General features: G+C 70.4%; 20 protein-coding genes. 6 read left to right on the top strand and 14 right to left on the bottom strand.

The window, feature by feature from the left end; genetic code table 11:
- The first annotated feature begins 131 nt into the window (after positions 1 to 131).
- A complete protein-coding gene (locus ACZ69M_RS35745; protein ID WP_470056551.1) occupies positions 132 to 395 on the top strand; it encodes a hypothetical protein in 264 nt (87 codons plus the stop codon).
- Here ACZ69M_RS35745 and ACZ69M_RS35750 read toward each other — a convergent pair.
- The 6 genes from ACZ69M_RS35750 to ACZ69M_RS35775 all read right to left on the bottom strand — a co-directional run bounded on the left by ACZ69M_RS35750 (position 388) and on the right by ACZ69M_RS35775 (position 8,756).
- Positions 388 to 2,697: a peptidoglycan recognition protein family protein gene (locus ACZ69M_RS35750; RefSeq protein WP_470056553.1), complete on the bottom strand. Its 2,310-nt coding sequence runs from the start codon at positions 2,695 to 2,697 to the stop codon at positions 388 to 390. The two genes, ACZ69M_RS35745 and ACZ69M_RS35750, sit on opposite strands and share 8 nt — an antisense overlap.
- Positions 2,698 to 2,889: 192 nt before the next feature.
- Positions 2,890 to 5,004: a transglycosylase domain-containing protein gene (locus tag ACZ69M_RS35755; protein ID WP_470056555.1), complete on the bottom strand. Its 2,115-nt coding sequence runs from the start codon at positions 5,002 to 5,004 to the stop codon at positions 2,890 to 2,892.
- Between the two features lie 501 nt (positions 5,005 to 5,505).
- Complete coding sequence (locus tag ACZ69M_RS35760) at positions 5,506 to 6,360, bottom strand: helix-turn-helix domain-containing protein (protein ID WP_470056557.1); 855 nt, start codon at positions 6,358 to 6,360, stop codon at positions 5,506 to 5,508.
- Positions 6,361 to 6,803: 443 nt separating this feature from the next.
- The gene (locus tag ACZ69M_RS35765; protein WP_470056559.1) at positions 6,804 to 7,757 is read right to left on the bottom strand and encodes an alpha/beta hydrolase; all 954 of its coding nucleotides are present in this window, start codon (positions 7,755 to 7,757) and stop codon (positions 6,804 to 6,806) included.
- Between the two features lie 76 nt (positions 7,758 to 7,833).
- Positions 7,834 to 8,295, bottom strand: a complete 462-nt coding sequence (locus ACZ69M_RS35770) for a cupin domain-containing protein (protein WP_470056676.1) — start codon at positions 8,293 to 8,295, stop codon at positions 7,834 to 7,836.
- 2 nt (positions 8,296 to 8,297) lie between these two features.
- Positions 8,298 to 8,756 carry a nitroreductase/quinone reductase family protein gene (locus ACZ69M_RS35775; protein ID WP_470056561.1) on the bottom strand — a complete coding sequence of 153 codons (459 nt, stop codon included), beginning with the start codon at positions 8,754 to 8,756 and terminating at the stop codon, positions 8,298 to 8,300.
- Between the two features lie 191 nt (positions 8,757 to 8,947).
- Here ACZ69M_RS35775 and ACZ69M_RS35780 point away from each other — a divergent pair, with 191 nt between their 5' ends.
- Positions 8,948 to 9,487 (top strand): hypothetical protein, encoded by a 540-nt coding sequence (locus ACZ69M_RS35780; RefSeq protein WP_470056563.1) that lies wholly within the window; start codon positions 8,948 to 8,950, stop codon positions 9,485 to 9,487.
- A gap of 26 nt (positions 9,488 to 9,513) precedes the next feature.
- Here the strand turns inward: ACZ69M_RS35780 and ACZ69M_RS35785 are convergent, their stop codons facing one another.
- Positions 9,514 to 10,008, bottom strand: coding sequence for a DUF1877 family protein (locus ACZ69M_RS35785; protein ID WP_470056565.1), 495 nt, complete (start codon positions 10,006 to 10,008; stop codon positions 9,514 to 9,516).
- Between the two features lie 185 nt (positions 10,009 to 10,193).
- Here ACZ69M_RS35785 and ACZ69M_RS35790 point away from each other — a divergent pair, with 185 nt between their 5' ends.
- Together ACZ69M_RS35790 and ACZ69M_RS35795 are read left to right on the top strand one after the other, a co-directional pair.
- Entirely contained in the window at positions 10,194 to 10,853 is a 660-nt protein-coding gene (locus ACZ69M_RS35790; protein ID WP_470056567.1) for an RNA polymerase sigma factor, read from the top strand.
- 87 nt (positions 10,854 to 10,940) lie between these two features.
- Complete coding sequence (locus ACZ69M_RS35795; protein WP_470056569.1) at positions 10,941 to 11,675, top strand: hypothetical protein; 735 nt, start codon at positions 10,941 to 10,943, stop codon at positions 11,673 to 11,675.
- A gap of 49 nt (positions 11,676 to 11,724) precedes the next feature.
- Here ACZ69M_RS35795 and ACZ69M_RS35800 read toward each other — a convergent pair whose 3' ends face one another.
- From ACZ69M_RS35800 to ACZ69M_RS35810, 3 genes are read right to left on the bottom strand one after another with little or no spacing between them, the layout of a single operon-like run.
- Positions 11,725 to 12,708 carry a tetratricopeptide repeat protein gene (locus ACZ69M_RS35800; protein ID WP_470056571.1) on the bottom strand — a complete coding sequence of 328 codons (984 nt, stop codon included), beginning with the start codon at positions 12,706 to 12,708 and terminating at the stop codon, positions 11,725 to 11,727.
- Positions 12,705 to 17,237: a hypothetical protein gene (locus tag ACZ69M_RS35805; protein WP_470056573.1), complete on the bottom strand. Its 4,533-nt coding sequence runs from the start codon at positions 17,235 to 17,237 to the stop codon at positions 12,705 to 12,707. Before ACZ69M_RS35805 ends, ACZ69M_RS35800 begins: the two co-directional genes overlap by 4 nt.
- Positions 17,234 to 18,067 (bottom strand): hypothetical protein, encoded by an 834-nt coding sequence (locus tag ACZ69M_RS35810; RefSeq protein WP_470056575.1) that lies wholly within the window; start codon positions 18,065 to 18,067, stop codon positions 17,234 to 17,236. The genes ACZ69M_RS35805 and ACZ69M_RS35810 overlap by 4 nt, the downstream gene beginning before the upstream one ends.
- A 333-nt stretch (positions 18,068 to 18,400) precedes the next feature.
- Here ACZ69M_RS35810 and ACZ69M_RS35815 point away from each other — a divergent pair, with 333 nt between their 5' ends.
- Positions 18,401 to 18,919, top strand: coding sequence for a Pycsar system effector family protein (locus tag ACZ69M_RS35815; RefSeq protein ID WP_470056576.1), 519 nt, complete (start codon positions 18,401 to 18,403; stop codon positions 18,917 to 18,919).
- Positions 18,920 to 18,936: 17 nt separating this feature from the next.
- Here ACZ69M_RS35815 and ACZ69M_RS35820 read toward each other — a convergent pair whose 3' ends face one another.
- Positions 18,937 to 19,647 carry a Crp/Fnr family transcriptional regulator gene (locus ACZ69M_RS35820; RefSeq protein ID WP_470056578.1) on the bottom strand — a complete coding sequence of 237 codons (711 nt, stop codon included), beginning with the start codon at positions 19,645 to 19,647 and terminating at the stop codon, positions 18,937 to 18,939.
- A gap of 313 nt (positions 19,648 to 19,960) precedes the next feature.
- On the opposite strand from ACZ69M_RS35820, the gene ACZ69M_RS35825 reads away from it, so the two are divergent.
- A complete protein-coding gene (locus tag ACZ69M_RS35825) occupies positions 19,961 to 23,281 on the top strand; it encodes an AfsR/SARP family transcriptional regulator (RefSeq protein ID WP_470056580.1) in 3,321 nt (1,106 codons plus the stop codon).
- Between the two features lie 259 nt (positions 23,282 to 23,540).
- Here ACZ69M_RS35825 and ACZ69M_RS35830 read toward each other — a convergent pair whose 3' ends face one another.
- The 3 genes from ACZ69M_RS35830 to ACZ69M_RS35840 form a co-directional block, all read right to left on the bottom strand.
- Positions 23,541 to 24,563, bottom strand: a complete 1,023-nt coding sequence (locus ACZ69M_RS35830; RefSeq protein WP_470056582.1) for a DUF418 domain-containing protein — start codon at positions 24,561 to 24,563, stop codon at positions 23,541 to 23,543.
- 188 nt (positions 24,564 to 24,751) lie between these two features.
- On the bottom strand, positions 24,752 to 25,267 hold the full coding sequence (locus tag ACZ69M_RS35835) for a hypothetical protein (protein ID WP_470056584.1): 516 nt from the start codon (positions 25,265 to 25,267) through the stop codon (positions 24,752 to 24,754).
- Positions 25,264 to 26,970, bottom strand: coding sequence for a PHP domain-containing protein (locus tag ACZ69M_RS35840; protein ID WP_470056586.1), 1,707 nt, complete (start codon positions 26,968 to 26,970; stop codon positions 25,264 to 25,266). Before ACZ69M_RS35840 ends, ACZ69M_RS35835 begins: the two co-directional genes overlap by 4 nt.
- Positions 26,971 to 26,981: the final 11 nt, after the last annotated feature.

Raw genomic sequence — 26,981 nt, forward strand, 5'->3', positions numbered from 1 at the left:
ACGCTGCAGCCCGTCCGCTCTCCTTGATGGCGAACAGATGTCCGAGGTTCCATTCCGGGCGCGACGGACGGCACCGAGCGCCGGTCCGCAACCAGCGGTGGTCCGGGCGCGAGGCGCCGCATACGAGGGGCGTGGCCGAGCAGGGCGACCCCGTCGACATCTGGCGGCCGTCCACGGACGGCACGTTCAGCTGCACCGACCGTCCGAAGGCCAAGGGCGATGTCCAGTGCACCGTCCAGTACGCGTGCGACGCACGGCACGCCGGTGCCTATGACACGGCCACGGTCGACATCACCTCTGGCCGAGTCCCTTCCACGTCGCGCCACGGCTCCGGGCATGAAGCGGCCTTCACGACCACGTACGCCGGTCGTGAAGGCCGCTTTGGGGCTACTTGATGTAGACCAGGCTGTCGGTGGTGACGGTGGGACGGCCGCTGGTGCCGACCACGACGATCTTGATGGTGTGCTTGGCGGCGGCGGACCAGGTCTTGGTCCAGATCGCCTGCCGGTACAGGGTGGTGGAAGACTTCAGGTCCACGGTGGAGATCTTGGTGCCGTCGACGTAGACGTACGCCTGGCCGGAGCCGGCGGCGCGGGAGACCACCCAGGCGACGGAGCGTCCGGTGAAGGTCCAGGAGAGGCTGGCGCCCTTGGAACCGCTGGAGTAGGACCGGCCGCCGAGGTAGCTGGTGGAGGAGCGGGTGGTCCAGCTGCCGGACTTCGTGGCGGCGGTCTCCTGAAGGATCACCGGGGAGTACGAGGGAGAGGACGTGCGGTAGTTGCCGGCGTAGTCGTAGGCCCGCATCGACCAGACGGTGGCGGCGCCGGACTTGGCGGTACGGCTGGAGGTGGTCGTGGTCGGGCCGAAGGTGGCGGTGGTGGGCGACAGCAGCTTCACATAGCGCAGGGCCTTGTCGTCGGTGGCCTTCCAGCCGAGAGCGACGGGGATGGCACTGGTGCTGACGGTGCCGGAGCTCAGGGAGAGCTTCGGGTTGGTGGTGAAGGTCGGTGCGGTCGTCTCCGCTGTGACGGCCAGCGCGGCACTGGTCGCGGTCCTGCCGGACTGGTGCACGGCCCGCACGGCGACGGTGTGGCTGCCCAGGGCCAGGGTGGCGCCGGCGGAGGTGGCGGTGCCGGAGGTGGTCGCGACGGTCTTGCCGTCGACCAGCAGCTCGAACCTGGAGATCAACGACGCCGGTGTGGTGGCCGTCCAGCGGACGGTGATGCCGCCCTTGGTGTAGTACGTCGAGCCCGAAAGGCCCGCGCCGTCGACCGAGCTGACCTTCAAGCCCTGCACCGGGCCGGCTGCCCAGGTGCGGATGGTCGGCAGTTGGTCGTAGAGCAGGCCGCCGGGGCACTGGGTGTTGTAGCCGTCCCGGTGGCCGGAGATCCGCTGGAAGGTGTATTGGCTGCCCGCGGTGAAGTTGGTGTTGAAGTAGTTGTGCTGGCTCGCGCCTGCGGTCAGCCGGGTGGTTCCGGCGGGATCGGCGCCGTACTGGCCGAGCTTCCAGGCCGCCAGGCGGGCCACTGACGCCAGCGTGGCGTTGGTGGCGCTGGTGGAGGTGTAGTCACCGAGCACCGCGACGCCTGCGGACTCCCGGTTCCAGCCGTAGGTGTGTGCGCCGAACACCGGAAGACCGACGCCGCCCTTGCGGCCCTCGAAGATGGTGCCGCATTTGTCGACGAGGAAGTTGTAGCCGATGTCCTTCCAGCCGCTGACCTGGACGTGGTACGCGTAGATGCTCCGGATGATCGACGCGGAGTCCGCGCAGGAGTAGTCGTTGGCCCCGTCGGTGTGGTGGACGAAGACCGCCTTCACGTCCGCGTTGTACTCCGGCGCCTCGGGGCTGAGCGACTCGTCGGCACCCCAGTCGGCGCGCGAGACGATCGGCGGCTCGGGCACGGTGGACGGCGGCGCCGAGGGCGGCACGCTGGAGGACGGGCTCGGCGACGGCGACACGGTGTCCGTGGGGGACGCCGAGGCGGAGGGCGGGACGGAGGACGAGGCGGAGTCGGTGGCCGCGGGCGTCGTGTCCGTCGCAGCCGGGGATGTGGTGGTCTGGCCGTCCGTCGGCGTGGCGGTGGAGCCGTCGCCGGGCGCGGCGGAGTCGGTGGGCGAGGCGGAGTCGGTGGGCGCGGATGCCGTGGCGCCGGGACTCTCATCGGCGACGAACGCGGCCGGCTCGGCGGTGCCGCCGGCCTTGGTCTCGGCGTCGGTCACCACCCCCGGGTCGACCAGGTTGACCTCAAGGCCCTTGGGCAGCGCGGAGCTGCTGGTGCCGTTCTTGCGGATGACCTGCACCTGCATGCCGTCGGAGGGGCCGACCCACAACGGCTCGGACGCTCCGCGCACTCCGGCGCCGGGGTTCTCCAGCGGGTCGACGTTCAGTTCGAGGTCCTGCCAGGCGCTCCACTGCCCGGTCGCGAGGCTGCGGGTACGTACCTGCGCCGCGCCGTCAAGCCGCTTGCCCGCCCCCGTCCAGGAGACGCCGAGCATCGAGAACCGCTCGGTGTCCGTGCGCGGCAGCTCCCGCTTGTCGCCCGTGCTGCCTTTCAGCGCGAGGTCGTACACCTTCGCCGGCCGCTTGGCCCGGCCGGCCGCGCCGGGATCGGAGGACGGGCTGGCGACGGCGTAGGTCACCACGCCCCCGCCTCCCAGGACCACCGCACCGAGCGTCAGCCACGCCCGTCGTTTCATGTTCAGCGGTCTGTACACATGCGACGTACGACGACCCACGACGTATCCACCCCTAGAAGGCCCGGAAAGGCCACAGAAAAAGCCGTATGAGGCACACCAGTCACACAGGTGGCCGCCCTCTACAGCGCACCGTGTCCGACGAACATCACGGGGCGACAGACCGCTGTGACGCAGGTCACTGCGCTGTCGTGGTCAACGGCACCGGTGGTGGTGGCACTTGGGGCGCGTTGCCGGGGCGCCCGGTGCGGGGGCGGCAGTGCTGGTCGCCCTCTTGCCGGTCTTGCCGGTCTTGCCGCTCCGCTTGTCGGGGGCCGCGGACGAAGAGGGCGTGGGAGCGCCGGGCTCGTCGGTGCCGTGGCCGAGGGCGACGGGGGCGGGGAAGGGGGCATCGGGCAGACCTGCGAGGGCGTCGCGCATGTAGTGGGTCCAGATCTCGGTGGGGATGTCACCGCCGAACACCTTCTGCAGACCACCCACGCCTGCCAGGGACTGCAGCTGTGGGTGCTTCGAGTCCTCCCGGAAGAGGACGACAGAGGTGGCGAGTTGCGGGGTGTAGCCGATGAACCAGGCCGAACGGTAGTCGTCGGTGGTCCCGGTCTTGCCCGCCGCGGTCCTGCCGAGAGCCTGGGCCTTGGTACCCGTGCCCCGGGCGATGACGCCCCTGAGCACGTCGGTCACGTTGTCGGCGACCGATGCCGGCAGGGCTCTCGCGGGGGCGGGGGCGGAGAAGCCGGCCAGTGCCGAGCCGTTGTGGGTGACCTTCGTCACCGAGTACGGGGAGGCCCGCATCCCGTCGGCAGCGAAGGTCGCGTACACGCCTGCCATGCGAATGGCGCTCGGTGTCGAGGTGCCGATGTAGAAGCCGGCGCTGGGGGCGGCGAGACTGCCCGGGCGCAGGCCGAGGGTTTGTGCCGTCCTCGCCACGTTCCCGTAGCCGACGTCCTCTCCCAGTTGCACGTAGGGCGTGTTGACCGACTGCTCCATGGCCTTGCGCAGAGAGATGTAGCCCCAGCGCTGGGGGGTGTCGTTGTGCTGGTGGAGGAGTCCGGTGGGGTCCTTGGGGTCGGCGACGAGGTTGCCCTGCTGGTCCTTGATCTCGATGCCGTCGTCAGCGTTGAACCTGCTGGCCGCAGTGATCGGCCCCGGGGACTTGCCGGGTTGCAGTACGGCTCCGTGCTGGAGCGCGGCGGCGAGGACGACGGGCTTGAAGGTCGATCCCACCGGGACGCCGGAGGTGTCGGCGTTGTCCGAGTAGTGGGCGTGGTCGAAGCCGGGGCCGCCGTAGACGGCAAGGATCCTGCCGGTCGTGGGTTCCACCGAGGCTGCTCCCACCTGGACGTCCCGGTCGACGGAGCGGTGGGCGGGGTCGAGGCGTTGCGTGCGCACCGCGGCGACAGCCCTCGTCAGTTCCGCCGTCTTCTTCCTGTCGAAGGTGGTGTGGATCTGGTAGCCGCCCCTGCTCAGGCTGCTGTCGGTGATGGTCGGGTCGTGTGTCTCGGCGTACGACCTGGCGAGTTGGACCAGGTAGCCGGTCTCGCCCGTGAGTCCCGAACCGGGGGTCCACCTCCTGGGTACCGGGAATCCGGCGGCCGCGTACCGTGCCCGTTGTTCTGCCGTCAGCTTGCCGGTCTTCACCATCCGGTCGAGCACCCAGGACCAGCGTGCTTCCGCCTGTGCCCTGGCCGCGGGATCGGAGTCCGCGTGCTGGAAGAGGCTCGGCTCGTTGACCGCTGCGGCGAGGAAGGCTCCCTGGCTCACGTCGAGCCTGTCCGCGGGGAGGTCGTAGTACATGCGGGCCGCGGCCTGGATGCCGTTTGCCTGACGGCCGAAGAAGGAGGTGTTCAGATACCCCTGGAGGATCTGCTCCTTGGTCATGGCGGCGCCGATCTTGGTGGAGATCAGCAGTTCCTTGAACTTGCGCGAGACCGTCTGCGACTGATCCAGGTAGGTGTTCTTGACGAACTGCTGGGTGATCGTCGATCCGGACTGGACGGAGCCGCCCTCGGCCATGTGGACGACGGCGCGGAGGATTCCTTGCGGGTCGATGCCCGGGTCGGTGTAGAAGGAGGCGTTCTCCGCGGCGATGAAGTCCCACCGCACGTCGGCGGGTACCTGCGAGAGCGAGACGTTCTGCCGGTTGACGCTGCCGTCGGTCGCCAGGACGGTGCCGTCCGACCAGTAGTAGACATTGTTCTGCAGCAGTGCCGTGGGATTGGGGTCGGGGATGGTGACCGTGGCGTAGGCACAGCCGACCGCCGCTGCCGTGCTGCCGAGGAGGAGCACGAAGAGCGCCAGCAGTTGGCGCACCGACGGCAGCCAGCGGCGCGGGCCCGTCCTGTCTCGGCGCGGGTAGTCGATCCAACGTTTCTTCTGTAGCGCCCTTCTCCTGTCACGGCCGGGCAGGTCCTGTCGTGGGGCCTGGTCAGGATGTGCGGCACGGCGGCCCGTGGCGCGGTCACCCCCGGCACGTGTGCCGCCGACGGAACGCTGCGGCGGTCGGCGCCGGTGTCCGCTCATGGACTCTGATCACTGTCCTCTCGGTACCACTGTGGTGTCTCGGACGAAGCCGGGCCGCACCGGAGGTCCGTCACGAGTCGTGCCTCCTGCCCTGGCCGACCGACGTGGTCGTCCGCATGGAAAGAGCGAACTCGGCCGGAAGTGTTACACCTCGGCCTCGCCGTACGGACCGGCTGGACCGAAACTTCGGCGAGCGAGTCGGGCCGGGCGATCAGGCGTCACTTGTCTCGAAGAGTCGCAGCCCGCCGAACGAAGGGCGCCCAGTGGTCGCGGTAGTCCCGCGCCGATGAATTACCGGGCGCAGGCCGCGCGCAGGGCGTCCAGTTTCTCGGCGTCGTCGGTTCCGGTGATTGCCGTGTAGGTGACGATACGGAGATCCGAGCCGGGGACCATGAGGACGTCGAGGTCGAGGGTCAGGTCTCCGACGACGGGATGTTCGATGGTTTTGCGGTCGCCGGTGTGGAGGCCCGCGGTGCCGTTGGACCACAGGTGGGCGAAGCGGGGACTGGTGTGCAGCAGCCGGTCGACGAGCGAGGTGAGGCGGGCGTCGTCGGGGTGGGCCGCGGCCGTGATCCGCAGGTCGGCGACGAGTGACTCCTCCTCGGCCTCGTCGCCCGCCCAGGACCGAACTGGCCAGGCGGCGATGGAATCGACCCGGTGACCGCCGCGGGAGCGGAACATCCCGGCGACGAGATTGTCCTGGTCCCAGCCGTACGTACGGGGGTCGCCGATGGCGGCGATCCACATCCGGTTCCAGCTGACCAGCGTCCAGTCGGCGGCGTAGACCGCGACCGGCACGTCGCCCAGCTGCTGGACGAGCCGGTGGACCCTCGGGGGCACGTGCAGCGGCACTTCGCCGCCGGGGGGCGGCGCGAGGTTGGCGCAGCGGAACAGGTGATTGCGCTCGGCGATGTCCAGACGCAGGGCCCTGGACAGGGCGGAGACGACCTGGGAGGAGGGGTTGCGGGCGCGGCCCTGCTCGAGCCGCACCACGTAGTCCACCGACAGACCGGCCAGGCGGGCCAGTTCCTCGCGCCGCAGACCGGGGATGCGCCGGTCGGTGGGGGCTTCCAGCCCGGCCGCCAAGGGAGGAAGGCGCTCCCGCCAGCCTCGCAGAGCGGTGCCGAAGTTGTTCGCCGGTGCCATGCGGTCATCATCATTCGGATGCCTTGCTCGCGGCAGACCTCCTTTCCCACATCTGGGTAAAACCCTTCAGTGGCACGGGCGTTCGTGCCGGTGCAGCGCCGAGGGGCGCGACCGGTCGTGGTGACAGGTGTCGGTTCCGGCCTTCTGGCCGTAGAAGTGGGTCATGGGCGCATCGGTGATCAGCGAGTCCTGGTTGGTGATCTCCAGGCGGATACTCGATGAATGGGAACACCGCGTGAGCAGGCAGGTGCCGCAGCGCCTTCTGGTACGGGGAGGCGCCGAGGACGACGGGGAACGGCCCCTCGCTGCCGACGGGAAGGCAGACGTCGGCCCGGACGAGATCCCCGGCGCGGGTGCGGACCTCGGTCTCGAAGGGCATCACCTTCACATCGACCACAGCGGTTCCACTCCTGCTGCTTTCGGAGTCCGGAGGATGATCGCGGTCAAGAGGGGAGCGCGGCGTCCGGCGTGGCGTCCGGCTCGGTCTCGGCGGCGGCCTTCGAGGCGGCCGACCACTGGGCCCGGGTGAAGGCGGCGGCGGAGTCCAGCGCTTCGCCGGCTTCGTCGAGCATGACGGCGAACGACTGGAAGACGTGCGGGACTTGGGGCCACACCTGGAGTTCGACACGGACGTCGTCGGCGGCGGCGCGGGCGGCCAGCCGTACGGCGTCGTCCAGCAGGATCTCGTGCGAGCCCACCTGGATGAGCAGCGGCGCCAGGCCCGTCAGGTCGGCGAAGACCGGGCTGGCCAGCGGTTCGGTGCCGGCCGTCCGCCCGAGGTAGTCACGGGCGCGGGTGCGCAGAGCCTCCGGGGTCAGTGCGGGGTCGAGGTGGGCCCTGCCGGTCGCGCCGGCACCGGACACCGTGAGGTCGGCCCAGGGCGAGAACACCGCGGCGGACGAGGGCTGGGGCAGGCCCGCGTCCCTGAGGGCGACCAGTGCCGCGACGGTCAGTCCACCGCCCGCGGACTCGCCGACGAGGGCGATCCGGGCGCTGGGGACACCCTGTTCGAGCAGTGCGCCGTACGCGGCCACGGCGTCCTCGACGGCTGCGGGGAACGGGTTCTCGGGGGCCAGCCGGTAGTCGACGCAGACGGCACGGGCGCCGCAGCGCCGGGACACATCCGCGGCCAGGCTCGCCGCGTCGGCCGCGGAGCCGATGGCGTACGCGCCGCCGTGGAAGTACAGCAGCACCCTGGACGGATCGCTGCCCGGCGCTTCGACGGTGACGACCGGGACGCCGCCGAGCTGCCCGGGGGTCGTCGTGACATCGGGGGGCAGCGGTATCGAGGTCATCATCTTGTGGAAGACGGCGCGCGCTTCGGCCACGTCGCCTCCGACGTCGAGCGGGGCGTGGCGGAGCATCTCGTCGAGGTCGCGGCGTTGCTGCCCGGACATGGCTGTGCCTTTCGATGGGGCGGATGCAGGGGTGAGGCGGGGGTGCGGCGGGAGTGTGGCGGGGGTGTGCCGCCGCTCAGCGCGGCGGGCCGAGGATGATCTGGCCGTACAGGTCGGCGGCCTCGGCCATCCGGTCCCTGGAGATCTCGAACCCCTCGGGCCGGGCGGTCGACATGTCGCGTCCGGCGTGCCGGAACATGCCCTCGATGCCTCCGGGCGTGCAGATCATCAGCAGGTCGGCGGTGTCGGAGGTGATCCGGTAGCCGTGCGGGACGTTCTTCGGCAGGTAGACGATGCCGCCCTCCGACAGCTCCATCTCCTCGTCGTCCGACCACAGCAGCGCGGTGCCCTTGATCAGCATGAAGATCTCGTCCTCACGGGTGTGCATGTGGTACGGCGGCGCCTCCCCCTTGGCGACGCTGAACCGTCCCACGGTCAACTGGCCGTCGGTGGCCGCACTGTCCAGGAGCACGGCGAACTGACCGCCATCGAGCCATTCGAGCTTCTGCTGCTGATCGGGCTGGGCGAGATAGGCCATGCTCACGACGGCGTCCGTTCTGTGCGATCGGCGGGCACCCTGCCCTCACCTGTGGGGATGAGCGCGACGACGGGGATCACCCGCCGCGTCCTGCGCTGGTAACCGGCGAAGCCGGGGTAGCGGCCGGCCTGTTCGGCGAAGGCGGTGTCGCGCTCGGCACCTCGCAACTCCACGGCCCGTACGGCGACGACGTCGTCGCCCACCTCGATGCGCACCTCGGGATGCGCGAGCAGGTTGTAGTACCAGTCCGGATTGCGGTCGGAGCCCGCCTTGGAGGCGAAGACCAGGTAACGGCCCTGGTCGGCCAGGTACATCATCGGATTCACCCGGGCGGCACCCGAGCGTGCCCCGACGGTGTGCAGCAGCAGCACCGGGGCCCCGGAGAACCCTCCACCGAGCTGACCGTGATGGGCGCGGAACTGCTCGATATTGCGTGCGTTGAAACCGGCGGTGTCAACCATGACCTCTCCGGTGAGAGACGGACGGGTGGCCTGCCGGCCGGGCGGAACGCCGTGCCTGTGCAGGACTCCGAACCCAGGCGGCCAGGGGCGGCGGCCTTCGGCGGATCGCCTCCCCGCAGCGATCTTCCTCTTCCGGAACCGACCGCCACCAGAGGCCCGGATAGGACCAGCAGTACCACCGTCGATTCGCGTTGATCGGCAGAGCCATCGCCGGTGGCGGGGAACTCCTCGACCAGTACCGGCGTTCGGGTGCGCACAAGACCGGGCGTGGCCAGCACCGCGGCACCGAGGAACAGCACGCCGCCGGTGAACAGGCCGACGATCCGGGATCGGCGGTGCTTCCGCGTGAACACCCTTGCGCTTTCCCGCTGTTCGGGCAGATGGACGACCGGCACATGGGCTCCGAGGTCCAGCCCCAGCCCCGTCCCCGTCGCCGCGGGCCGGAACCTGACGGGTCGGTCCTGCCGGTCGGTGAACTCGATCACGGGCGTCAGGAAATCGTCCGACGGCGCCTGCTCCTGGTCCGCCACCACCCCCTCGGCGTGAACGCCGTACCGACGCAGCCGCGCTTGCAGCCGCACCACCCGCACGGGCCCCCGCACGGGCCCCGCACCAGAACGACGCGGCACCCGGCCCTACGGTTCACGAAGGCGCACGGGCACACCGGCTCCTCGGACTCACGTGGTCATGCCAGAGCCAGCGGCTCGCTCGCCGCCCGGGCGAGCCGGTAGCGGACCTTCTCGCCCTTCCGCGCGCCTCAGGCCGGCAGCCGCTTCACCACAGCGTCCCCGCACTCGGCCGTCTGTGCGTAGAACGCCCTCAGCTCCTGGTGCGCCGCCGCGAACGCGCACCATGTCTCGGACTCCGCGGTCACGCCGCCGTAGCGCGGCAGCAGTTCGTCGCGGGCGAAATCCCACAGCGCGTCGAAGTCGGCCATCGCCAAAAAATCGGCCACCCGGCGGGCCTGGGCCGCCGTCAGCACCAGGAACGGCGGCTTGTGCCGGTCACTGCGGAACACCCGTCGGCCACCGAGCACGACCTGGCCCTGGGGCCGACCCTCGGCAGGATGCGCGGGAGCGCCGGCATAGATGCGCTCCTGGTCCAGATAACGCTTGCCCAGCGCCCCTTCACGGTGCCGGCCGACCCGGTGCCGGACGGTCTCCGAGTCGTCATCGAACAGTCGTTCAAGCCAGGTCGTGCTGTTGCGCAGTGCGGGAGGCGGCACCGCTCGCAGACGGAGGTAGGTACTCATGCCAGAGGGAGCGCACGGGGACGCCGAAGCATTACGTGGCCCGACGGATCCCGTGCCAGGGAAGGCACCTCGACCGTCGCGCGGTGAAGGGGCGCCCGGGCGTTGTGACACTTCTGTGAGATCGCACGCTGGTCACCATGGGGCCGTCGATGCGACCGGAGCACGACGGACGGCAAGCACTCGCCATGAACCCGGTACGAACGAGGACAGTCTTGGGCCAGGTACGACAAGCCCGGCGCGTACAGGCGTACGACGGGGAATTGGGCGCGGCAGTCGCGCGGGCCCAGGACGGCGACGAGGCCGCTTTCGCGGTCGCCTACCGGATCGTGCAGCCGGGGCTGCTCGGCTATCTGCGCGGCCTGGTCGGCGACGACGCGGAGGACGTGGCCTCCGACGCCTGGCTGGAGATAGCCCGCGACCTCGGCCGTTTCAAGGGGGACGGGGCCGGGTTCCGCGGCTGGACCTCGACCATCGCCCGGCACCGGGCGCTGGACCATCTGCGCCGCCAGCGCGTACGGCCCCGGCCAGGAGGGACCGAACAGGACGTACTGGACCTGCCCAGCCGGCACAGCACCTTTGAAGAGGCTCTGGAGTCCCTGTCCACCGAGCGGGCGCTGGAACTGGTCCGCGGGCTGCCGCGGGACCAGGCCGAGGCCGTGCTCCTGAGGGTCGTCGTCGGCCTGGACGGTCCCGCCACCGCTCGCGTCCTCGGCAAGCGCCCCGGAGCGGTGCGCACTGCCGCCCACCGTGGCCTGAAACGCCTCGCCCGCCAGCTGGGCGCCGCCGGCGAAGCGGAGGAGGGTGTGACGGATGAGGCTTCCCGAACGCTGGGGAAGTCGAAATGAACGGCAACAGCAACAGTGACCGACGGACAGGCATCACGCCCGGTACGCCGAACGAATCAAACCGGTCGAACAGGAACGGAAGCGGACATGGGTGAACGGCTGAGCGGCGACGGAGCACCGGGCCGTCGACGTGTGCACCCCGGCAGCGCCGCGTCCGGCCCGCGGGAGGTGCGTGACGCCACCACGCTGGAAACGATGCTGGGCGCCGCCCTACGCGAAGGTCATCTCGACCCCGAGGCCGAGCAGCGGGCCCTGGCCGGCTTCCGGGCCACCCACGGCTCAGGCGCGCACCGGGCGCGTACCCGGCGCCGGGACGACTGGCGGCTGCCCTCGGAGCGGCGTGCCAGGCGTCCTGTGAAGATGACGTTCGGCGTGGTGTTCGCCAGCCTCACGCTGGGTGGAGTCGCGGTCGCGGCCATCGGTTCCGTCGGGTCGTCCACGGACGGTGACGGTGCCGGTGCCGGGCGAGGGGCCGCGCACCCGTCGGCGGTCGCCCCGGACCAGCCCGGCGGTAAGGGCTCGTCGGCACCCTCCGGCGGCCACGGACCGACGGACGGCCCGGCAACCGCCAAGAACACCGAAGCCCACTGCCGCGCCTACGAGCACATCAAGGACCGCGGCAAAGCGCTCGAGGCGACGGCCTGGCAGCAACTCGTCACGGCCGCCGGCGGTCAGGACAACGTCGCCGCGTACTGCTCCGAGCAGCTGGCGCGGGCGACGGCCGCGCCGGGCAGGTCCACCGGCAACGGCAAGGGCGGAGCGAACAACGCGGCCGGAAACGGCCAGGCGAGCGGCGGCAAGGGCAACGGGAAACACAAGTAGCCCCCGCCGTGCCCGATCCGTGCCCGATCCGTGCGCGTCCCGGGGCGCCTCAAGGGGGCGGCAGGAAATTCGGGATCCCGCCGTGCACTTCATCGGCTTCCTTGTCCCGCCCGAGCGCACGGAGGTTCATCTCCAGACGCGTGCGCGTGTGCTTGGTACCCGAGTAGTCCTTTCCGGCCACTGCCTCGATTCTCGGCAGCAGGCCGGCGTTGATGGCGCGTGCCGCCTCGTAGTCGCCGAGCTTGTGCAGGGTGATGGCGATGCCCGCCTGCGCGTCGAGCGTCGTCAGGGAGTCGTCTCCCGACACGCGTCCGTAGCGCCGGTGGATCTCCTGGTACAGCGTCAGCGCCCTCTCCAGCTCCCCGAGCCCGAAGAGGCTTCCCGCGAGGTTCTGCGTGGCCAGGATCGTCGTCCGGTCGTCCTTGCCGAGCCGGCGCTCACATCGCAGCACGGTGCCGGTGTTCAGCCGGAACGCGGCGCCGAAATCCTGGAGTTGGTTGAGACACGCGCCCATGTTGCAGGCTGCGAGGAGGGTGTCGGGATGGTCGTTGCCGTGCTTCTTCGACCGCAGCCGAAGAATCCTCTCGAACACCGGCCGGGCCTTTTCCGAGTCGTCGAGTGCGTGCAGGCAGGCGGCCAGCCGTCCGGCAGCCTCCAGTGTGTGGTCGTGCGACTCCCCGATCCACGTCCGCCAGTCCCTGTGGACGAGCTCCGCCAGGAGAGCACCGGGAGCGGCCTGGTCGGCCACGTAGAGATACCGCAGGACGCTGATCACCAGAGAGCGGAACCGCTCCGGTTCGCTGCTCGGCACACCGGCCTCGCGCAGATAGCCGAGCAGCGTCTGTACGTCCGCCGTGATCAGTTCGTACGAGGCCCAGGCGCTCGGATCGTCCGGGTCGAGGTGCGGCAAGGCCGCGAGCCGGTCCCGGGCCGTCCGGCACACCGCGGCCGACTCTCCGGCGGTACTTTTGCGGAACAGGTTCAGGACGTCCGTGTGCGCCTTCCGCACCGCGGGGTCGACGGGATGTGTCATGCCGCACCCTGCCCGTCCGGACGGCCCGCACGGGCGACGGCGGTGGCGACGAGTGGCGCCAGCCGGACACCGTCCACCACGTCGGGCGCCGTACCCGTGGGAGAGGTACAGGCGAGACCACGGGCGACCGCCGAGCCGAGCGTGGCCGCCGCGTCGGTGCCCAGTGCCTCGATCACGGCGTCCGGCGCGTGTTCCAGCAGTGACATGGCGAAGGACCAATTCGTCGAAGCGACTTCGTAGAACTTGCGCAGCGCGACCGCCGGCGCGCGCTCCAGCAGGACGGGAAACAGACGGGCCACCGCATCGGCCGGGATCCAGCTTTCGCCCGGCCAGTGGAGTGTGCAGCGGCCGGCCTCGTGCAGGAGGGCGACGGGGTCCACCAGGTCACCGAGGAGCGGCGAGGCTGCCAGGGCGGCCAGTGCGTCCACCCCGATCGCGGATCCGTCCCAGGCCGTCGCGACGACCTCTTCTCCCAGTTCACGGAGTTCGCGCTCGTGTTCCGGCCTGACCTCCACGGCGAAGACGAGCAGGTCGGCGGCTGCGGGGAGCGGACCGTCGTCGAGCATCTTGCGTACCTTCCGTGTGAACGCGGAGCTGAGAGGTGCTCCGGGCTCCGGGGTCACGAGGTCCACGGCAGCGTCGTAGACCGGGTCCTCGAAACGTATGTGCCGCGGCTTGGCGCGGTAGCCGGGCACCTCGCGGGCGATCCGGTGTTCCTGGTAAGCGGCTGCGGCCAGTGCGCTCCTGGTCGGCGCGTCGGTCTTCGTCAGGTCCTGCACGGGGCTGAGGTTCAGCAGATGGAATTTTGTGAAGTCGGGATGAGGGCGCTTGCCCGCGATCAAGTCGTTGGCGTACACCACGGACCCCCATGCGAGAAGAGATTGCCCATAGGCGTGCTCGAGGTAAGCCAGCCCTTCAAGTCCTCGCATGTCCTCCATCCGGCAGCCCAGGGCATGCACGGCCAGCTCGAAGCGGACACGGTAGTCGGCACGGACGTACGCCAACGCGTAGTTCTCCCCCACCGTCGCTCGCATCTCGGCGACGCCGATGGTCCATCGGTAACGCGGCAGTTCCCCTAGTGCGCGATCGATTTCCTTCGAGAAGGCGTCCGCGTCGCTGCCATGATGTGAATCGCTGCTGTCGGGGCCATGGGCGGCGCGGTGCAGTTCGGCGAAACCGATGGCACGCTCGGCGGGATCGGCGATCGAGCCGATGAGGGCCCCCGCGCGGGGAAGGTCCCGGTGCGCAAGCCGTCCCGCGAACCGGCGTACGACTGCGGCCGTGCTGCTGTGCGCCCCCAGTTCGACGGCGCGGACCACGTCGGCCGGGGTGCGAAAGAAGTGGTTCCGCGCACGGGTGGACCAGTGCTGGTCGACGTTCATCCAGGCCGCGACGCCGAAGACGTTCACCTCTTCCGCCTGGTTTCTGGCGGGAGGCTCGCTCGACTCGTGAGTGTCACTCGCGAGGCTCTCGCCGGCACCGTCGCCGCCTCTGAGCGGGGCGGGGTTCTCCACGCTGCGCAGCGCCTCGTCCAGGATCACGGCGGCCTGGGTCTCCTCACCCCGGGCGAGGTGGAGTTGGGCCACGCAGGCGAGAACCGAATACCGGTCGCGGCCATGCACGGCCGAGGCCGCAGGCCCGGTCGAGCCCCCGGCGCCACGACTCCATGACAAGTCGTCACTCCAGTCGTCGCTCCAGTCATCGCTCCACCCGGTCTGCTGGATACCCCTGGCCATCTGTGCCGCTCTGGCCAGGTCGTACGCGGCCATACGCCGTACGACGCCGATCAGGTCGTCGTCGCGCCGCATGCTGCGGAATCCGTTCGCCCGAGGATCGGCGGACGGCCCGGGAACGGCGGCGTGGGCGCGTTCGACGAGCCGCACTTCCTCCGCTCGGTCCGACTCCCCGAGGGCTTTCATGGCGTCGAGCCTCGTCCAGGTATTGAGGGCCTTTGCCTGGTACCGGTCGAGGAGAGTCCGTGCGCGCTCGGGCATCCCCCAACGGGTCCAGAGCCCCGCACCGTCAAGGACGGCGCGCTCCGTGATGCCATTGACCACGACCGTGTCCAGGCGGGCGAGCAGGAAACGGGCCGTGGTCCGGTCGACATCCGCCAACACCCTTGCCGCTTGGGCCAGTTGGGGGCCGAGCTCCTTCTCGTCCCCGACCACGAAGACCTGGGCGCGCACCTCGGCGAGGACGGCCCGGCTGGTATCCGGGGCGTACGCCGCCCATGCGGCGGCCAACCTCGCAAGGCCAAGGAGACGGACTGCCGGGCCCACGCTCTCCAGGGCCGCCTCGGCCTCCCACAGCAGCTCGACGGCCCTTGCGGAGTCCGCACGCTCGGCCAGCTCCAGGTAGTCCGCCCAGCGCTCACCGCTGATGCCGCCGATGAGTGCCCGGGCCCGGTCCACCTCCTGCTCGGCGGCGGCGACCGCCGCGGCGCGGTACACAGCGTCCGGTTCCCGCTCCGGGCCCTTCGATCGCGGCGCCGTCTCCTGTCCGTGCCGCCACAGTCGCAGGGCGCGTTCGAGGTCGCGAGGCGCCAGCTGCCGTGCGGCCACCTCGATCGCTCTCCACGCATCGATGTCGCTGTTGCGGCCGACGCCCTGGCTCGGAACCGACAACGCGGACTCGACGAGCATGTCGAGCAGGTCGTCGGCCGAGGGTGTGCCGGGGCCGGGACGCGCGTGCCGCAGGATCTCCACGAAGGCCATGAACTGCCACAGCGACGGACTGATCCCGTTCGCGTGTTCCAGCGCGTCCTTGACACGGCCCGTCCGGGCGAGCAGCCCGATCACCCGCGGCGGCAGCGCACCGCTGGACTGCGCGGCCTGGTGGCGTACGACGCCGAGGTACGTCATCGCGGGCAGACCGGTGGCCACGGGTGCGGTGTCGGCCATGTGATGGGCGATGCTGTCGACAAGTTCGAGAAATCGGCGCTCAGCCTTGAACTCGGTTCTGACGGCGCGCCGCAGACCGGCGCAGACCAGGTCGGCAGCCTCGGCGAAGACACTCGCGCCGGACTTCAGGATGTGGGCGGCGAGGTAGGTGAGGCCGTAACGGTCCACCAGGGACCAGTCCACGTCCGCCCAGTTGGGCGCAGTGCCTCGGTAATGGCGGGCGATCTGTTCGTGCCATCTGGTCTCGTCGACCCAGCACTCCGGGTGCTTCTCACGGGCTTCCTCTCCGGCGAGGAACTCGTTGATGGAGGTGTGGAAGAAGGCGATCCGGTCGCTTCGGCGGTCCAGGAGCCAGCGCAGGCTCGCGAGGACCTTTCGCGCGGACGCGTCTCGGACAGGGGTGCCGGACAGAGCCATGAGCTGCTCCTCCGTCAGTGCCTCTCTCGCCACGGTCAGTACGCCGACGATCGGCAGGCCCGCCCCTGCCCAGTCGTCGGCCGGCTCACCGGTGCCTGCCCTCGGCCTGGTCATGAGTTCCTCGCGGACCAACTCCACGAAGAAGCCGTACAGTCCCGGCAGCCGGCCCGGTACGCCGTTGAAGGCGAGCAGCTTGCCGACGAGTTCGTCGTCGCGTTCCTCGGTGGCGTCGATCAACGCCCGCGTGTAGGTGGCCAGATAGAGGAAGTTTCCGGCGGACCGCTGGACAGCCTGCCGCTTCGTGCTGCCCGGGAGGTTGCCCCTGGCGCGCTCGGCGGCGAGAACGGCCGGCCGCTCCAGGACAAGGTTCGCGTAGGTGTGGAGGTCGCCCACAACCTGCGGTGAGCCGGCGTCGATGACCACATCGGTGAGCCGTTCCTCCCGGGCCGACCGGAACAACCGGATCCCGGCGTGCGGCCGGGAGGTCATGATCACTTTGACGTTGGCGGGCAGTTCGGGGGAACGGGTCAACCAGTGCAGCAGCCCTTTCCTCGGCTCCGCCGTGTGGTCGTCGGCTATCTCGTCCAGCGCGTCGAGCAGGATGACGATCCTGGCCTCGGGGTCCTGCTCGGCCAACACCTGCGCGGGCCCGATCAGCGCCAGGTGCGCCAGGTTGTCGGGGTCGAGAAGACGGGGCTCCAGGTGCGCCGTGCCGATGTCGACGCCGATGACCTCGCCCTCCACGTTGCCGAGGCGCTGTTGGACCTCCAGGGTGGCGGTGCGGTGGAAGGGTGAGACCTTCAGGTCGTCGATCCTGATCCCAATGACCCGGCCCTCGGCCTGTACGGAGTCGATGTGCTGCTGGACGACGACCGAGAGGCGTTCCAGTTCGAAGAGCTCCGGGCGCACCCGTGCGAGCTGATGTCCGATGCTCAGCAGAAACGACTCGGTGTCCCCGCCGGTGACCGCGGTCCGGCTGTCCCGTCTGAAGAAGTAGCGGAGCCGGTCGGGATGGGCGCGCGCGATACCGGCGAGCAGGCTGGTCTTGCCCGCTCCCGGCTCGCCCGTCACCAGGACGTACTGGTCCTCCTCCGACTTCAGGGCCCGCTCGACCTCGTCGTACAGCCAGGCGCGCTCGACGAAGTCCGCCCCCGTGCGTGCCCGGACCACGTCCTCGAAGGCGCGGCGCGCCCGGGTCCGTCCGGCGCTCACCTCTTGTCCCCGGTGGTTGTCTGTTCCACCCCGACCACTACTGCGCCGGGCCCCACTTGGCCGGCCTTGACGGTGCCCTCGAAGGCGCCCGCGGGCCGGTCCGTGCGCACTCCGGCCACGTACGCATCCTTCACATCGCCCACGTCCGCATGGCCTCGCACCACGTCCGCCTCGCGCCGCTCGTCCTCGGCAACAGCGGACCGCAGGTCCAACTGCCGTACATCGGCACCGGGCAGCCAGATCCAGGCCGCCCCCCGGTACTCCTTCTCCTTGACGGGCACCTCCTGGAACTCGTGCTCGCCGAGGGTGGTGTACGCGTTCCTCTTGACGACGTCGTGGAAGACGGTCGCCGACAGGCCGACGGCCAGACAGGCGCCCGGCATCTGATCGAGGGCAGCGCGCAGGGCCGCGCAGTCCCGGATGCGACCGATCTCGACCGGCGCACTGCCGACGAAGCCGTTGGCTCCCGGCGAGGTCTCACCGAAGTGGACGGCCGCCCTGAGCCTGAGCCGTGTCGCCGGCGCCCGCCCGCTGTTGAAGGCCCGCAGACTCGCCTCCAGACTCCGCATGAAGTCGTCGACCAGGGCCGGCTCCGAGGCCTTCTTGGGCAGGACCGCGAACAACGAGTCACCGCCTACCTGGGTCTTCCATTTCGCACGCTTCAACTTGGCCGCGTCGGCCGCCTCGTCCAGCGACCGCTTGATCGCCTCCTGGAACTGGCGCTGCGTCAACGTGTCGGCGCCGCCGTATCCCTTCGCATCGACGGCCAGCAGCAGTCTGCGCTCGAAGGCTCCCGCATCGCCCGGCTCGTCCTTACCGTTTCTCGCCATGACACCTCTCGGTACACGCACTTCGGGGGGAATACCGGCGCTTCACCCAACCCCACCGCAAACCGGCGGGGTTGCTCCACAACAGCCCGGCGCCCGCTCCCCCCTTGCGGGCGCCGGCCATTGAAGTCGTACATCCGGGCCCCGGTGGGGACCCTGTATTTCCACGGGGTTCCGCGTGGTTTCACGGAATGCCGGGATCCGCTGGGACTCGCCGTGCGGCGGGGAGAAGGACCGTGTACTGCGGCCCGGGAACCCGTAGAAGTAGCTGGTGCGGTCGCGGCGATCGCCCGCTTACTGGACTGAGCACGCCGCCGCCGATCAGAGGAGATCTCCATGGCGCCAACGGGACAGGACGCCGACAGCCGCCCCGCGCAGTACATGTTCACCGCGCTGCAGACGACCCACCAGCACGCGGACGCCAAGGCCGGCATCCTGGCGGCGGTGCAGGCCGGGCTGGCCGGCACGGCAGGGGCGTGGAGTCGTGGGATCGTGCGCGTCTGCGAACAGGGAGGCGCGGCCGGAGTGTTCGCAGGGACGCTGTTGGCCCTGTTCGTCTGCGGACTGATCGGTGGGGCGGTGAGTCTGGCAGCGGTGCTGAGTCCGAGGCTGCTGCGGGATCGGACCGCCAACCGCTACAGCTTCGTCCACCTGGAGTCGGGCCCCGACATCCTGCCCGCCGAAGGCGTGCCCGCGGACGAGCCGGCGGATCGCCGGGAGTTGTCGCACACCGTGCGGTTCCTCGCCCACGTCGCCGTTCTCAAGTACCGCTGGCTGGCGAGGGCGGTGGCGTGCACGGCCGTCATGGGCGTGAGCGCGGGGCTGAGCGTGGCCCTGCAGCCGGTACTGGGCTGACGTCCGTTCGGCCGCGGTCATTCGTCCACCAGGTCCGCGAGCCGCCTGAACCGGGGCAGGTCCCTGATGAGGGTGGCACGGTAGCCCGTCTCCACCAGGTCCTCTTCTCGCAGTTCGCGCAGGACCTTTTGGATCGTCGTCTCCGCGGCGCCGATCAGCGTGGCAAGCTCCGGCTGCGTCAGCCGGATGTCGATCACCACCCTGTCGGACCGGGGAGTTCCGTAGGACGCGGCGAGCTCCACCAGTACCCGGACCAGACGCACTTTCGCCGGATACCCCCGAAAGTCCAGCCGCCTGCGGTTGGCCCAGCGCAGCCGGTCGGCGACAACCGCGGTCAGGGCCATGGAGACCTCGGGACGGCGCAGCAGCAGTTCCCTCAGCGCGCCGTCCGGCAGCACTCGGGCGGTCAGCGGACCGCACGCGGTGACCGTCGCCGAGCGCGGGGCGGACCCGTCCATGGCGGCCATCTCGCCCACCGTGTCGCCGGCGGCCCTGACGGCGAGGAGCGAGGTCTCACCGTTCTCCACGACCGCCGTGACCTTCGTGAGTCCGGACAACAGCAGCAGTACGTGCCGGTCGTTCATCCCCTGCCGCAGCAGCACGGCATCCGCATCGAAGCGAACCTCGGTCCCGAGGCCGAGCAGTTCCCGCCGCGCCGGGGGAGGCAGCCTCCCCAGCAGACTGCGCACCGGCCATTCCCCGGACCAGCCGGCCACCGTCACGTGCATCCGCCGTCTCCTCCTGCGTTCAGGCATGGTCACCGAGAAGAGCCTCTCCGAGACAACCGCGGGAGACCCGACCGTCGACCACTGGCCATCAAGACCTTTCCGCAGCGCGGCGTTCCCAACAAGATCCCTGTGCACCTGCACGTGCTCTCCACCGATACCCGCACCCGGCGCACCGTCGCCGCCGACAAGCCGCCCGCGTACCGCCTCCCCTTCCGCTTCGCTCACTCGGGCCCCTCTTGGTTGTGCGGGTTGTGCGATGTCGTGTCCCTCAGAGTCGCCGGGCGTGCTGCAATGCCGATGAATTTTCGATGACGTGGACGACGTGGGAAGCGGGGGCTACGGAGTGGACGACGGATCTCCTCAGCTGCTTCGGTTCGAGGTACTCGGGCCGTTACGGGCATGGCGGGGCGACACGCCGCTGGAGCTGGGGCCGGTCAAGCGGCAGGCCGTGCTGGCCGCGCTGCTGCTGCGCCAAGGGGCCGTGGTGAGCCGTGAGCGGCTGCTCGACGCGGTGTGGGGCGAGGAGCCTCCCGCGGGCGGCCACAAGGTGCTGCCCACTCACGTCAACTCGCTGCGCAGGGTGCTCGATCCGGAGGGCACCCCGCCCGCGAAGTCGGTGATCCGCAGTGGCAAGGGCTGGTACCGGTTCGTCATCGACGGGGTACGGCTCGACACGGCGGATCTGGAGGCGCGGGGTGACGAGGCACTGCGTACCGTCGCGTCGGGCGAGCCTGCGACCGCGGCCGACCAGTTGTCCGCGGCCGTCGCGTTGTTCCGGGGCGAGCCTCTGGCCAACCTGCCGGGCCCCTTCGCGCAGGAGGAGCGGCAGCGTTGGGAGGAACGGTGGCGGACACTGCGACTGGAGTGGCTCAAGTGCCTTCTCGTACTGGGCCGGTTCGGGGAAACACTCGACAACTTCGGCGGGCTGTCGTCCGCGTCCGACCGCTACGACGAGCCGCTGACGGCCCTGCGCATGCGGGCCCTGTACGGCTGCGGACGTCAGGCGGAAGCGCTCAGAGCCTACGAGGACATGCGCGTACGACTGCGTGACGAGCTCGGAGCCGATCCCGGTGAGGAACTGCGCCGGGTGCACGAAGCGGTGCTGCACCAGGACGACGTCTTCCTCCTGCGTCCGCCCCCGCCGGTGCCCTCCGCACCGCGCGAGAGCGCCGTGCCCGCCGAACTCCCGCACGACACACCGGGTTTCGCCGGCCGCACCGGCGAACTCGACCGACTCCACTCGCTGCTCGCGCCCGGGCGAGCGCACGGGGCGGCGAACACCGTGGTCATCTCCGCCATCGGCGGGGCCGCCGGCATCGGCAAGACCGCGCTGGCCGTGCACTGGGCACACCAGGTCCGCGACCGCTTCCCCGACGGCCAGCTGTATGTCAACCTGCACGGCTTCGACCACGACCGGCAGCCCCTCGAACCCGGCGAGGCGCTTGAACTGCTGCTGCGCAGCCTGGGGCTCGCGGCCTCGGAGATCCCCCCGCACCACGAGGCCCAGGGCCGCGTGTTCCGGACCCTGCTGGCCGACCGGCGCATGCTCGTCCTGCTGGACAACGCGGCCTCGCCCGAGCAGGTACGTCCCCTGCTGCCGTCCGGCCCGACCTGCTGCGTCCTCGTCACCAGCCGCAACCGGCTCGGCGACCTCGTCGCCCACGACGGCGCCCACGCCCTGCCCCTGGATCTCCTCCAGCCGGACGAGGCCCGCGCACTGCTGCGCCGGACCCTCGGCACGGATCGGACCGACGACGACAAACACGCGGTCGACGAACTGATCCGGCTCTGCGGCAGCCTCCCTCTGGCCCTGCGCGTGGCCGCCGCCAGGCTCGCGGGCGATCCGGCCCTGCGGACGGCCGACCTCGTCGCCGAGATGACCGAGGGCAACAAGCTGGCGGCGCTGGTGCCGGACGGGGGCACCACCTCTCCTTTGCGTACGGCCTTTTCGGTGTCGTACCGGGTCCTGGCACCAGGCGCACGCCGGCTGTACCGCCTGCTCGGCCTCTTCCCGGGCGCGGAGTTCACCGCCGAGGCCGCAGCGGCGCTCCTGGATGCGCCACTGCCGCAGGCCCGGCGCCTGATCGGTGCGCTGGCCTCGGCCCACCTGATCGAACCCGCGACGGCGGGGCGTTATCGGTTCCACGATCTCCTTCGTGAGTACGCACAGGAGTGTGCGCTGGTGGAGGAGACGGCATCGGACCGTGAAGCCGCCCTCGAACGGCTGCTCATCCGGTACCTGAACGCCACCCGAACCGCCGCGGGGTCCGGGCTCTTTCCGGAGCTGCCCGACAGCCTCCGCGCCGGCAGACACCCGGGTGTGCCGTCGGCCATCGCGCCCGGACAATGGCTGGACGCGGAACGGGCGAATCTGCTCGCCGTCATCAACCATGCCGCCCACCACGGCCCCCGCCCCGTCGCCTGGCACCTGGCCTCCGCGCTGTTCAGCGACTTCTGGATCCATCTGCCACGGAAGACCTGGCAGACCACCGCGCAGACGGCACTGGACGCGGCCGAGACCGAGGGGGACCTGTTCGGCCAGGCAGCGATGCACTCCAGCCTCGCTGCGGCGCGGTGGGACCGGGGGCATGTCCGACAGGTGATGGAACACTCCACACGCGCACTGGACATCAGCCGTGAGCTCGGCTGGGCGACGGGCGAGGCGTCGGGTCTCGGCCTCAGAGGCTTCGCGCATTGGAGCATGGCGCGCCTCCACAGTGCGCACGACGATTTCACCGCCGGCCTGCGCATCTTCCGTGAGACCGGGCATCGCTACTTCGAAGGATTCGGGATGGTCGGCCTCGCCATGGCCTGCCGGGATCTGGGCCGACTGCACGAGGCCGCCGATCACCTCGAACGTGCCGTCGACCTCGAGGCGGAGGTCAGCTGGTGGGACGCCAGCTCGGCCCTGCAGATCCTGGGTGGGGTGTACTGGGAACTCGGTCGTCTCACCGAGGGACTCGACCTCCTCGGCCCGGAAGTGACCTCCGACAAACGGGCGGGTTACCGCGACGGCCACGCGATGATGCTCGGCGCCATCGCGAAGATCAATGTCGAACTCGGCCGTCACGGCGAAGGGTTGGAGCAGGCCCAGCGAGCGTTCGCCCTGGTCGAGGACACGAAACGACACTGGGTGCAGTCCGGCATCCTCAACACGGTCGCGGCCGCCCGCCGACGACTGGGACAGCTGGACCGGGCTCTTCAGTCCGGCGAGCAGGCTCTCGCCCTGGCCCGCGAGGCACGATTCCGACGAGCCGAGGCGGACAGCCTCCTGTGCCTCTCCCTCACCTACGGGGAAACGGGCCGGTACGACGAGGTCCGCACCCATGCCGAACAGGCGCTGGCCCTGGCCCGCGACCACTCGTTCCGCGTGGTGGAGGGCCAGGCCCTGACGGCCCTGTGCGAGACGGCGGAGGCCGAGGAAGCCCACGGCACCGCCGTAGAGCTAGGCCAGGAGGCCCTCGCCGTACACCGCGAGACCGGCCACCGACTCGGCGAGGCCCGCACCCTCATGGCACTCGCCCGCGCCCACCGGAAGACCGGCGCCGCCGCCGAACTGATGAGGCAACAGGCACGAGCCATCTTCTCGGACGTCGGCGTGCCCGAGTCGGAGTACGCGGATCTCGACCGGTGACGTCGCCTCGGCCGAGCCCGTCGGTCCCGTTCCCGACGTAGCCCCGAAGAGGCGGTCGAGGGAACCCTCGGCGATGAAGCGTGAAGTGCCGCGGAACGAAGAAGAGCTCCAGTCCGTCCGGCGTGACCTGAGGGGGTATGGTCCGAGTCCTTCTCGTACATCTGAGAGTCGATGCGGAACTCGGCGGGACACGGCCGCGACCGCGCCGCTGCGCCGTACGCCGCGCTCGCGTGTTACGAAAGTGCTGGTCACAGCCAGGTCAGCGACTGAGCGGTACCGGGCTCCACCACGTCACGCAGCGCAGCGCCCACTCGAAGGGCCCGTACCGGAACCGGGCCAGCCACCAGTGGCTGATCGCGGCCTGTGCGGTGAGGACGACCGCCGCCAGAACCATGGCGGTGCCCCAGTGGGCGGAGTGCCGCAGGCCGAGTGGGCCGGCGGCGGCGACCACGACGAGTGTGGCGGTGAGGTAGTTGGTCAGCGCCATCCTGCCCAGCGGCTCCAGGACCGCCGACAGCGGTCGGCCCAGCCGGGTGCGCAGCACGAGCAGCACGGCGATGACGTACGAGAGGGCGAACAGGAGGCCGGCGGCCGCCGCGATCCGGGTCGCCAGCTGACCGCCGGGCGGATAGGTGTGCTGCCACCAGCCGGCGGCGGCCGCGGCCGGGACGGCGAGGGCGAGTACACCGGCAAGCTGACCGGAACGGCGGTCCAGCGTCCGGGCGACGCCGAGTCGCGCGACGGCCAGACCCAGCAGGAACAGTCCTGGAATGCTCGCGATACCGCCCGATGCGGCGGTGACCGAGGCGATGAGCCCCAGCAGGCCCGCGGGCAGGACGAGGCAGGTCGGCAGCCATGAGGCGGGCAGCAGGATCAGCAGCCCGACGAGCGCGTACGGCAGCAGCGCCTCACCGGGATGGATCTGCTGGTGGGCGAGGCCGAGGAGGCCGAGCGCCACCAGTCGGCGGACCAACAACAACCGGGGGTGTGCGGACCTCCTTTCGGCGCCCTCCAGAAAGATCGCGAAGCTCAGCCCGAAGAGGAACGAGAAGATCGGGAAGAACCGCTGGTGGACGAAGGACTCCAGGAAGTCCGCCATGGGGTGCTGGGCACCGTCCGTGGATCGCATCCGTGTGATCTGCGGGATGTTGACCAGGAGAATGCCGCAGAGCGCGAAGCCCCGCAGGGCGTCGACGGCTGTGATCCGAGGCGACGCCTGAAGGCCGGTCGCCGCGCCGGGGGTTGCCGGGGGCATGGTGGCAGCGGTGTCGGTGAGGTTCATGGCAGTACGGTGCCGCGAGCGCGTCGTCCGCCGCCTCGGCCGAACGGCGGGTCCAGGTCGGCCGAATGGCCGATACGGGCGCGGGCCGGGCCCGGCCGTATCGACCTCGAGGGGCTCAGCTCCGTTTCACGCTCCCCGTCGCTCACGCCCAGGCCGCGATCTCCCCGCGCTTGCGCCTCCTCGTCGGGTCAGTGGTCCGCGCAGCACGGTGTCGGGTCCGGGACCTCGAACGGGACCAGTGTCCCGCCCGCGGCCGGCATCGCGGCCAGGACCAGTCGCCCTTCGCGCCACTCCGGTCGTACGTGATCGCGGGTCACCAGGCGCTGGTCGGGCGGCGGCGCGTCCGCCGTACCCAGCACCACGACCCGGTCGATCGCGGAGTGCGACAGCAGTTCCGCGACCGTCAGCGTGCCGGTGAGGTCCACGGCGCCGGGGTACAGCACCGCACGGCCCCTCGCGTCCGGGGCTCCTTGTGACACCTCGTACCCCTGGGCGCCGAGCCGTTCCCGGACGGTCTCCAGGAGCGCGTGCGACGTCGTGGCGAAGGACAGCGCCACGCGCGGCCGATCACCGCGCACCAGGTGGGTGCAACCGAACGTGCCCTCGGGGAGGGCCAGTTCGGTCGCGATCGCCTGGAGCAGGTGATCGGCCTCGCGCAGGGTCTTCACCTCGGTGTCGACCCCGATGACGTACCGCGGGTTCACGACGGCAGGACCCACACCGGGTTGGAGTAGAACCACAGGTCCTTCCACGGGTCCGCGTCGCCGACGACGTCCACGGCCGGGCCCGCCGGGTCGATCGCCGCGCCCATCAGACCGGTGGCGGAACGGTTGCCGTCGGTGCCGCGCAGCCGGACGTACACCGGGCGGTCGATCGCGCCCAGGGAGTACGACAGACGCACCACGCCCGTGGACTTGTTCACCTCGTACGACTGGACGACCTTGGCGGTCGGCGCGGTGAAGGTGTCCTTGTCCGTGACGGCGCCCGTGACATCGCCCTGGATGACGTCCACACGGGCCAGCTTCGGCACGAAACCGGCCCAGTTGGGACCGTCGGCGAGCGCGATGTCGACCGTGAGTGTGACCTTCTGCCCCTTCTTGACGTGCAGCGCGCCGCCGAGGGTCGCCCAGCGGTTGCCGCCCGCCACTCGCGCGTCGAGGCCGCTGATGAGCTGCCCGTGGTCGACCCACACGCGCCCGGCGCGGATGCCGTCCATGACGGCGGCGTACGAGAAGCCGTCGGCACCGACGTGGGTACGGCTGTACTGGCCGGGCCAGTAGTCGCCCTGGGTGAGGTCGACCTTGCCGCCGTAGACCGGGTCGGTGTGCTTGCCGTTGGCGAGGAAGTCGCTGTCCGGGCCGCCCCGTACGGCGGTGTCCGTGTACACCTGGTGGGAGTCGGAGTTGGCGGTGATCCACCAGGGCTTGCCCTCGGCGAGGAGGCTGTCCCACAGGCCGCCGACCGTGGCGGTCATCCAGTCGAAGCCGCCCCAGGTGCGGTAGCTCTCCGGCGGGTAGCCGGCGAAGGAGTCGAGGCTCGGGCTGTTGTCGTACAGACCGCGCCCGCTGCCCATGCCGTACGCCTTCGGGATGCCGCCGCCCTGGTGACCCGGCGCGCCTTCCATGCCGACGGCGATCTGGTGGGACGCGGGGGTGGCGTCGCGCCAGGCGCGGATCTCGTGCGGGGAGTCGATGCCCTTGCGCGCGGGGTGGTTGGCCAGCATCAGGATGTCCTTGACGCGACGCCGCTGGACCTGCTCGGCAAGGAAGTTGAGACCCGCGACGGCGAGCGCCTCGTTGGCGGGCGTCGAGCCGCTCGCGTTCTTCACGCTGCCGTCGTAGGAGGTCTCGAACTCCTTGAGGACCGAGACCTCGTTCCTGCCGGGGTGAACGAAGACCGTGCCGTGCTCGGCGCCCGGGATGTTCCACTCCAGGCCCTGGAAGACGAGCGTGTCCTCGTACTTGTCCCGGGCCTCCTTGATGTCCGGGTTGACCTTGTCGACACCGATCTTGGCGTGCGTCTCGCTGCCGTGGTCGGTGATGACCATCCAGTCCAGGCCGTGCCGGGCGCCCTGACGGACCTGGTCGCCGACGCGGTACTTGCCGTCGCTGCTGTACTGGGTGTGGATGTGGTGGTCACCGGACAGCCAGAGGAACCCGTTCCGTCTGCGACCGTTCGTCGAGCTGGAGGCGTACGCCGGGGCGGCAGCCCCCTGCGCGAGAACGCCACCGGCGGCGAGTCCCGCGCCGAGCAGTCCCGCGCGGCGCAGCATCGAACGGCGCGACTGCTGCTCGGGGGTCAGGGCCTCGTCGGGTACGGAGGTGTCGAAGGCGGCGGGCAGCTTCTCGCCCTCGTGGCCGTGGCTGTGATCGTGACTGTGACCGTGGTGGTGATGCCCGTGCCCCATCGTTGCCTCCT

Source organism: Streptomyces sp. NPDC107454 (assembly GCF_055582885.1).

Bases quoted from the DNA above. Each gene is read 5' to 3' on its own strand.
- ACZ69M_RS35750 (WP_470056553.1), bottom strand. From the start codon at position 2,697: ATGAAACGACGGGCGTGGCTGACGCTCGGTGCGGTGGTCCTGGGAGGC.
- ACZ69M_RS35760 (WP_470056557.1), bottom strand. From the start codon at position 6,360: ATGGCACCGGCGAACAACTTCGGCACCGCTCTGCGAGGCTGGCGGGAG.
- ACZ69M_RS35765 (WP_470056559.1), bottom strand. From the start codon at position 7,757: ATGTCCGGGCAGCAACGCCGCGACCTCGACGAGATGCTCCGCCACGCC.
- ACZ69M_RS35770 (WP_470056676.1), bottom strand. From the start codon at position 8,295: ATGGCCTATCTCGCCCAGCCCGATCAGCAGCAGAAGCTCGAATGGCTC.
- ACZ69M_RS35775 (WP_470056561.1), bottom strand. From the start codon at position 8,756: ATGGTTGACACCGCCGGTTTCAACGCACGCAATATCGAGCAGTTCCGC.
- ACZ69M_RS35785 (WP_470056565.1), bottom strand. From the start codon at position 10,008: ATGAGTACCTACCTCCGTCTGCGAGCGGTGCCGCCTCCCGCACTGCGC.
- ACZ69M_RS35790 (WP_470056567.1), top strand. From the start codon at position 10,194: ATGAACCCGGTACGAACGAGGACAGTCTTGGGCCAGGTACGACAAGCC.
- ACZ69M_RS35795 (WP_470056569.1), top strand. From the start codon at position 10,941: ATGGGTGAACGGCTGAGCGGCGACGGAGCACCGGGCCGTCGACGTGTG.
- ACZ69M_RS35800 (WP_470056571.1), bottom strand. From the start codon at position 12,708: ATGACACATCCCGTCGACCCCGCGGTGCGGAAGGCGCACACGGACGTC.
- ACZ69M_RS35810 (WP_470056575.1), bottom strand. From the start codon at position 18,067: ATGGCGAGAAACGGTAAGGACGAGCCGGGCGATGCGGGAGCCTTCGAG.
- ACZ69M_RS35815 (WP_470056576.1), top strand. From the start codon at position 18,401: ATGGCGCCAACGGGACAGGACGCCGACAGCCGCCCCGCGCAGTACATG.
- ACZ69M_RS35820 (WP_470056578.1), bottom strand. From the start codon at position 19,647: ATGCACGTGACGGTGGCCGGCTGGTCCGGGGAATGGCCGGTGCGCAGT.
- ACZ69M_RS35830 (WP_470056582.1), bottom strand. From the start codon at position 24,563: ATGAACCTCACCGACACCGCTGCCACCATGCCCCCGGCAACCCCCGGC.
- ACZ69M_RS35840 (WP_470056586.1), bottom strand. From the start codon at position 26,970: ATGGGGCACGGGCATCACCACCACGGTCACAGTCACGATCACAGCCAC.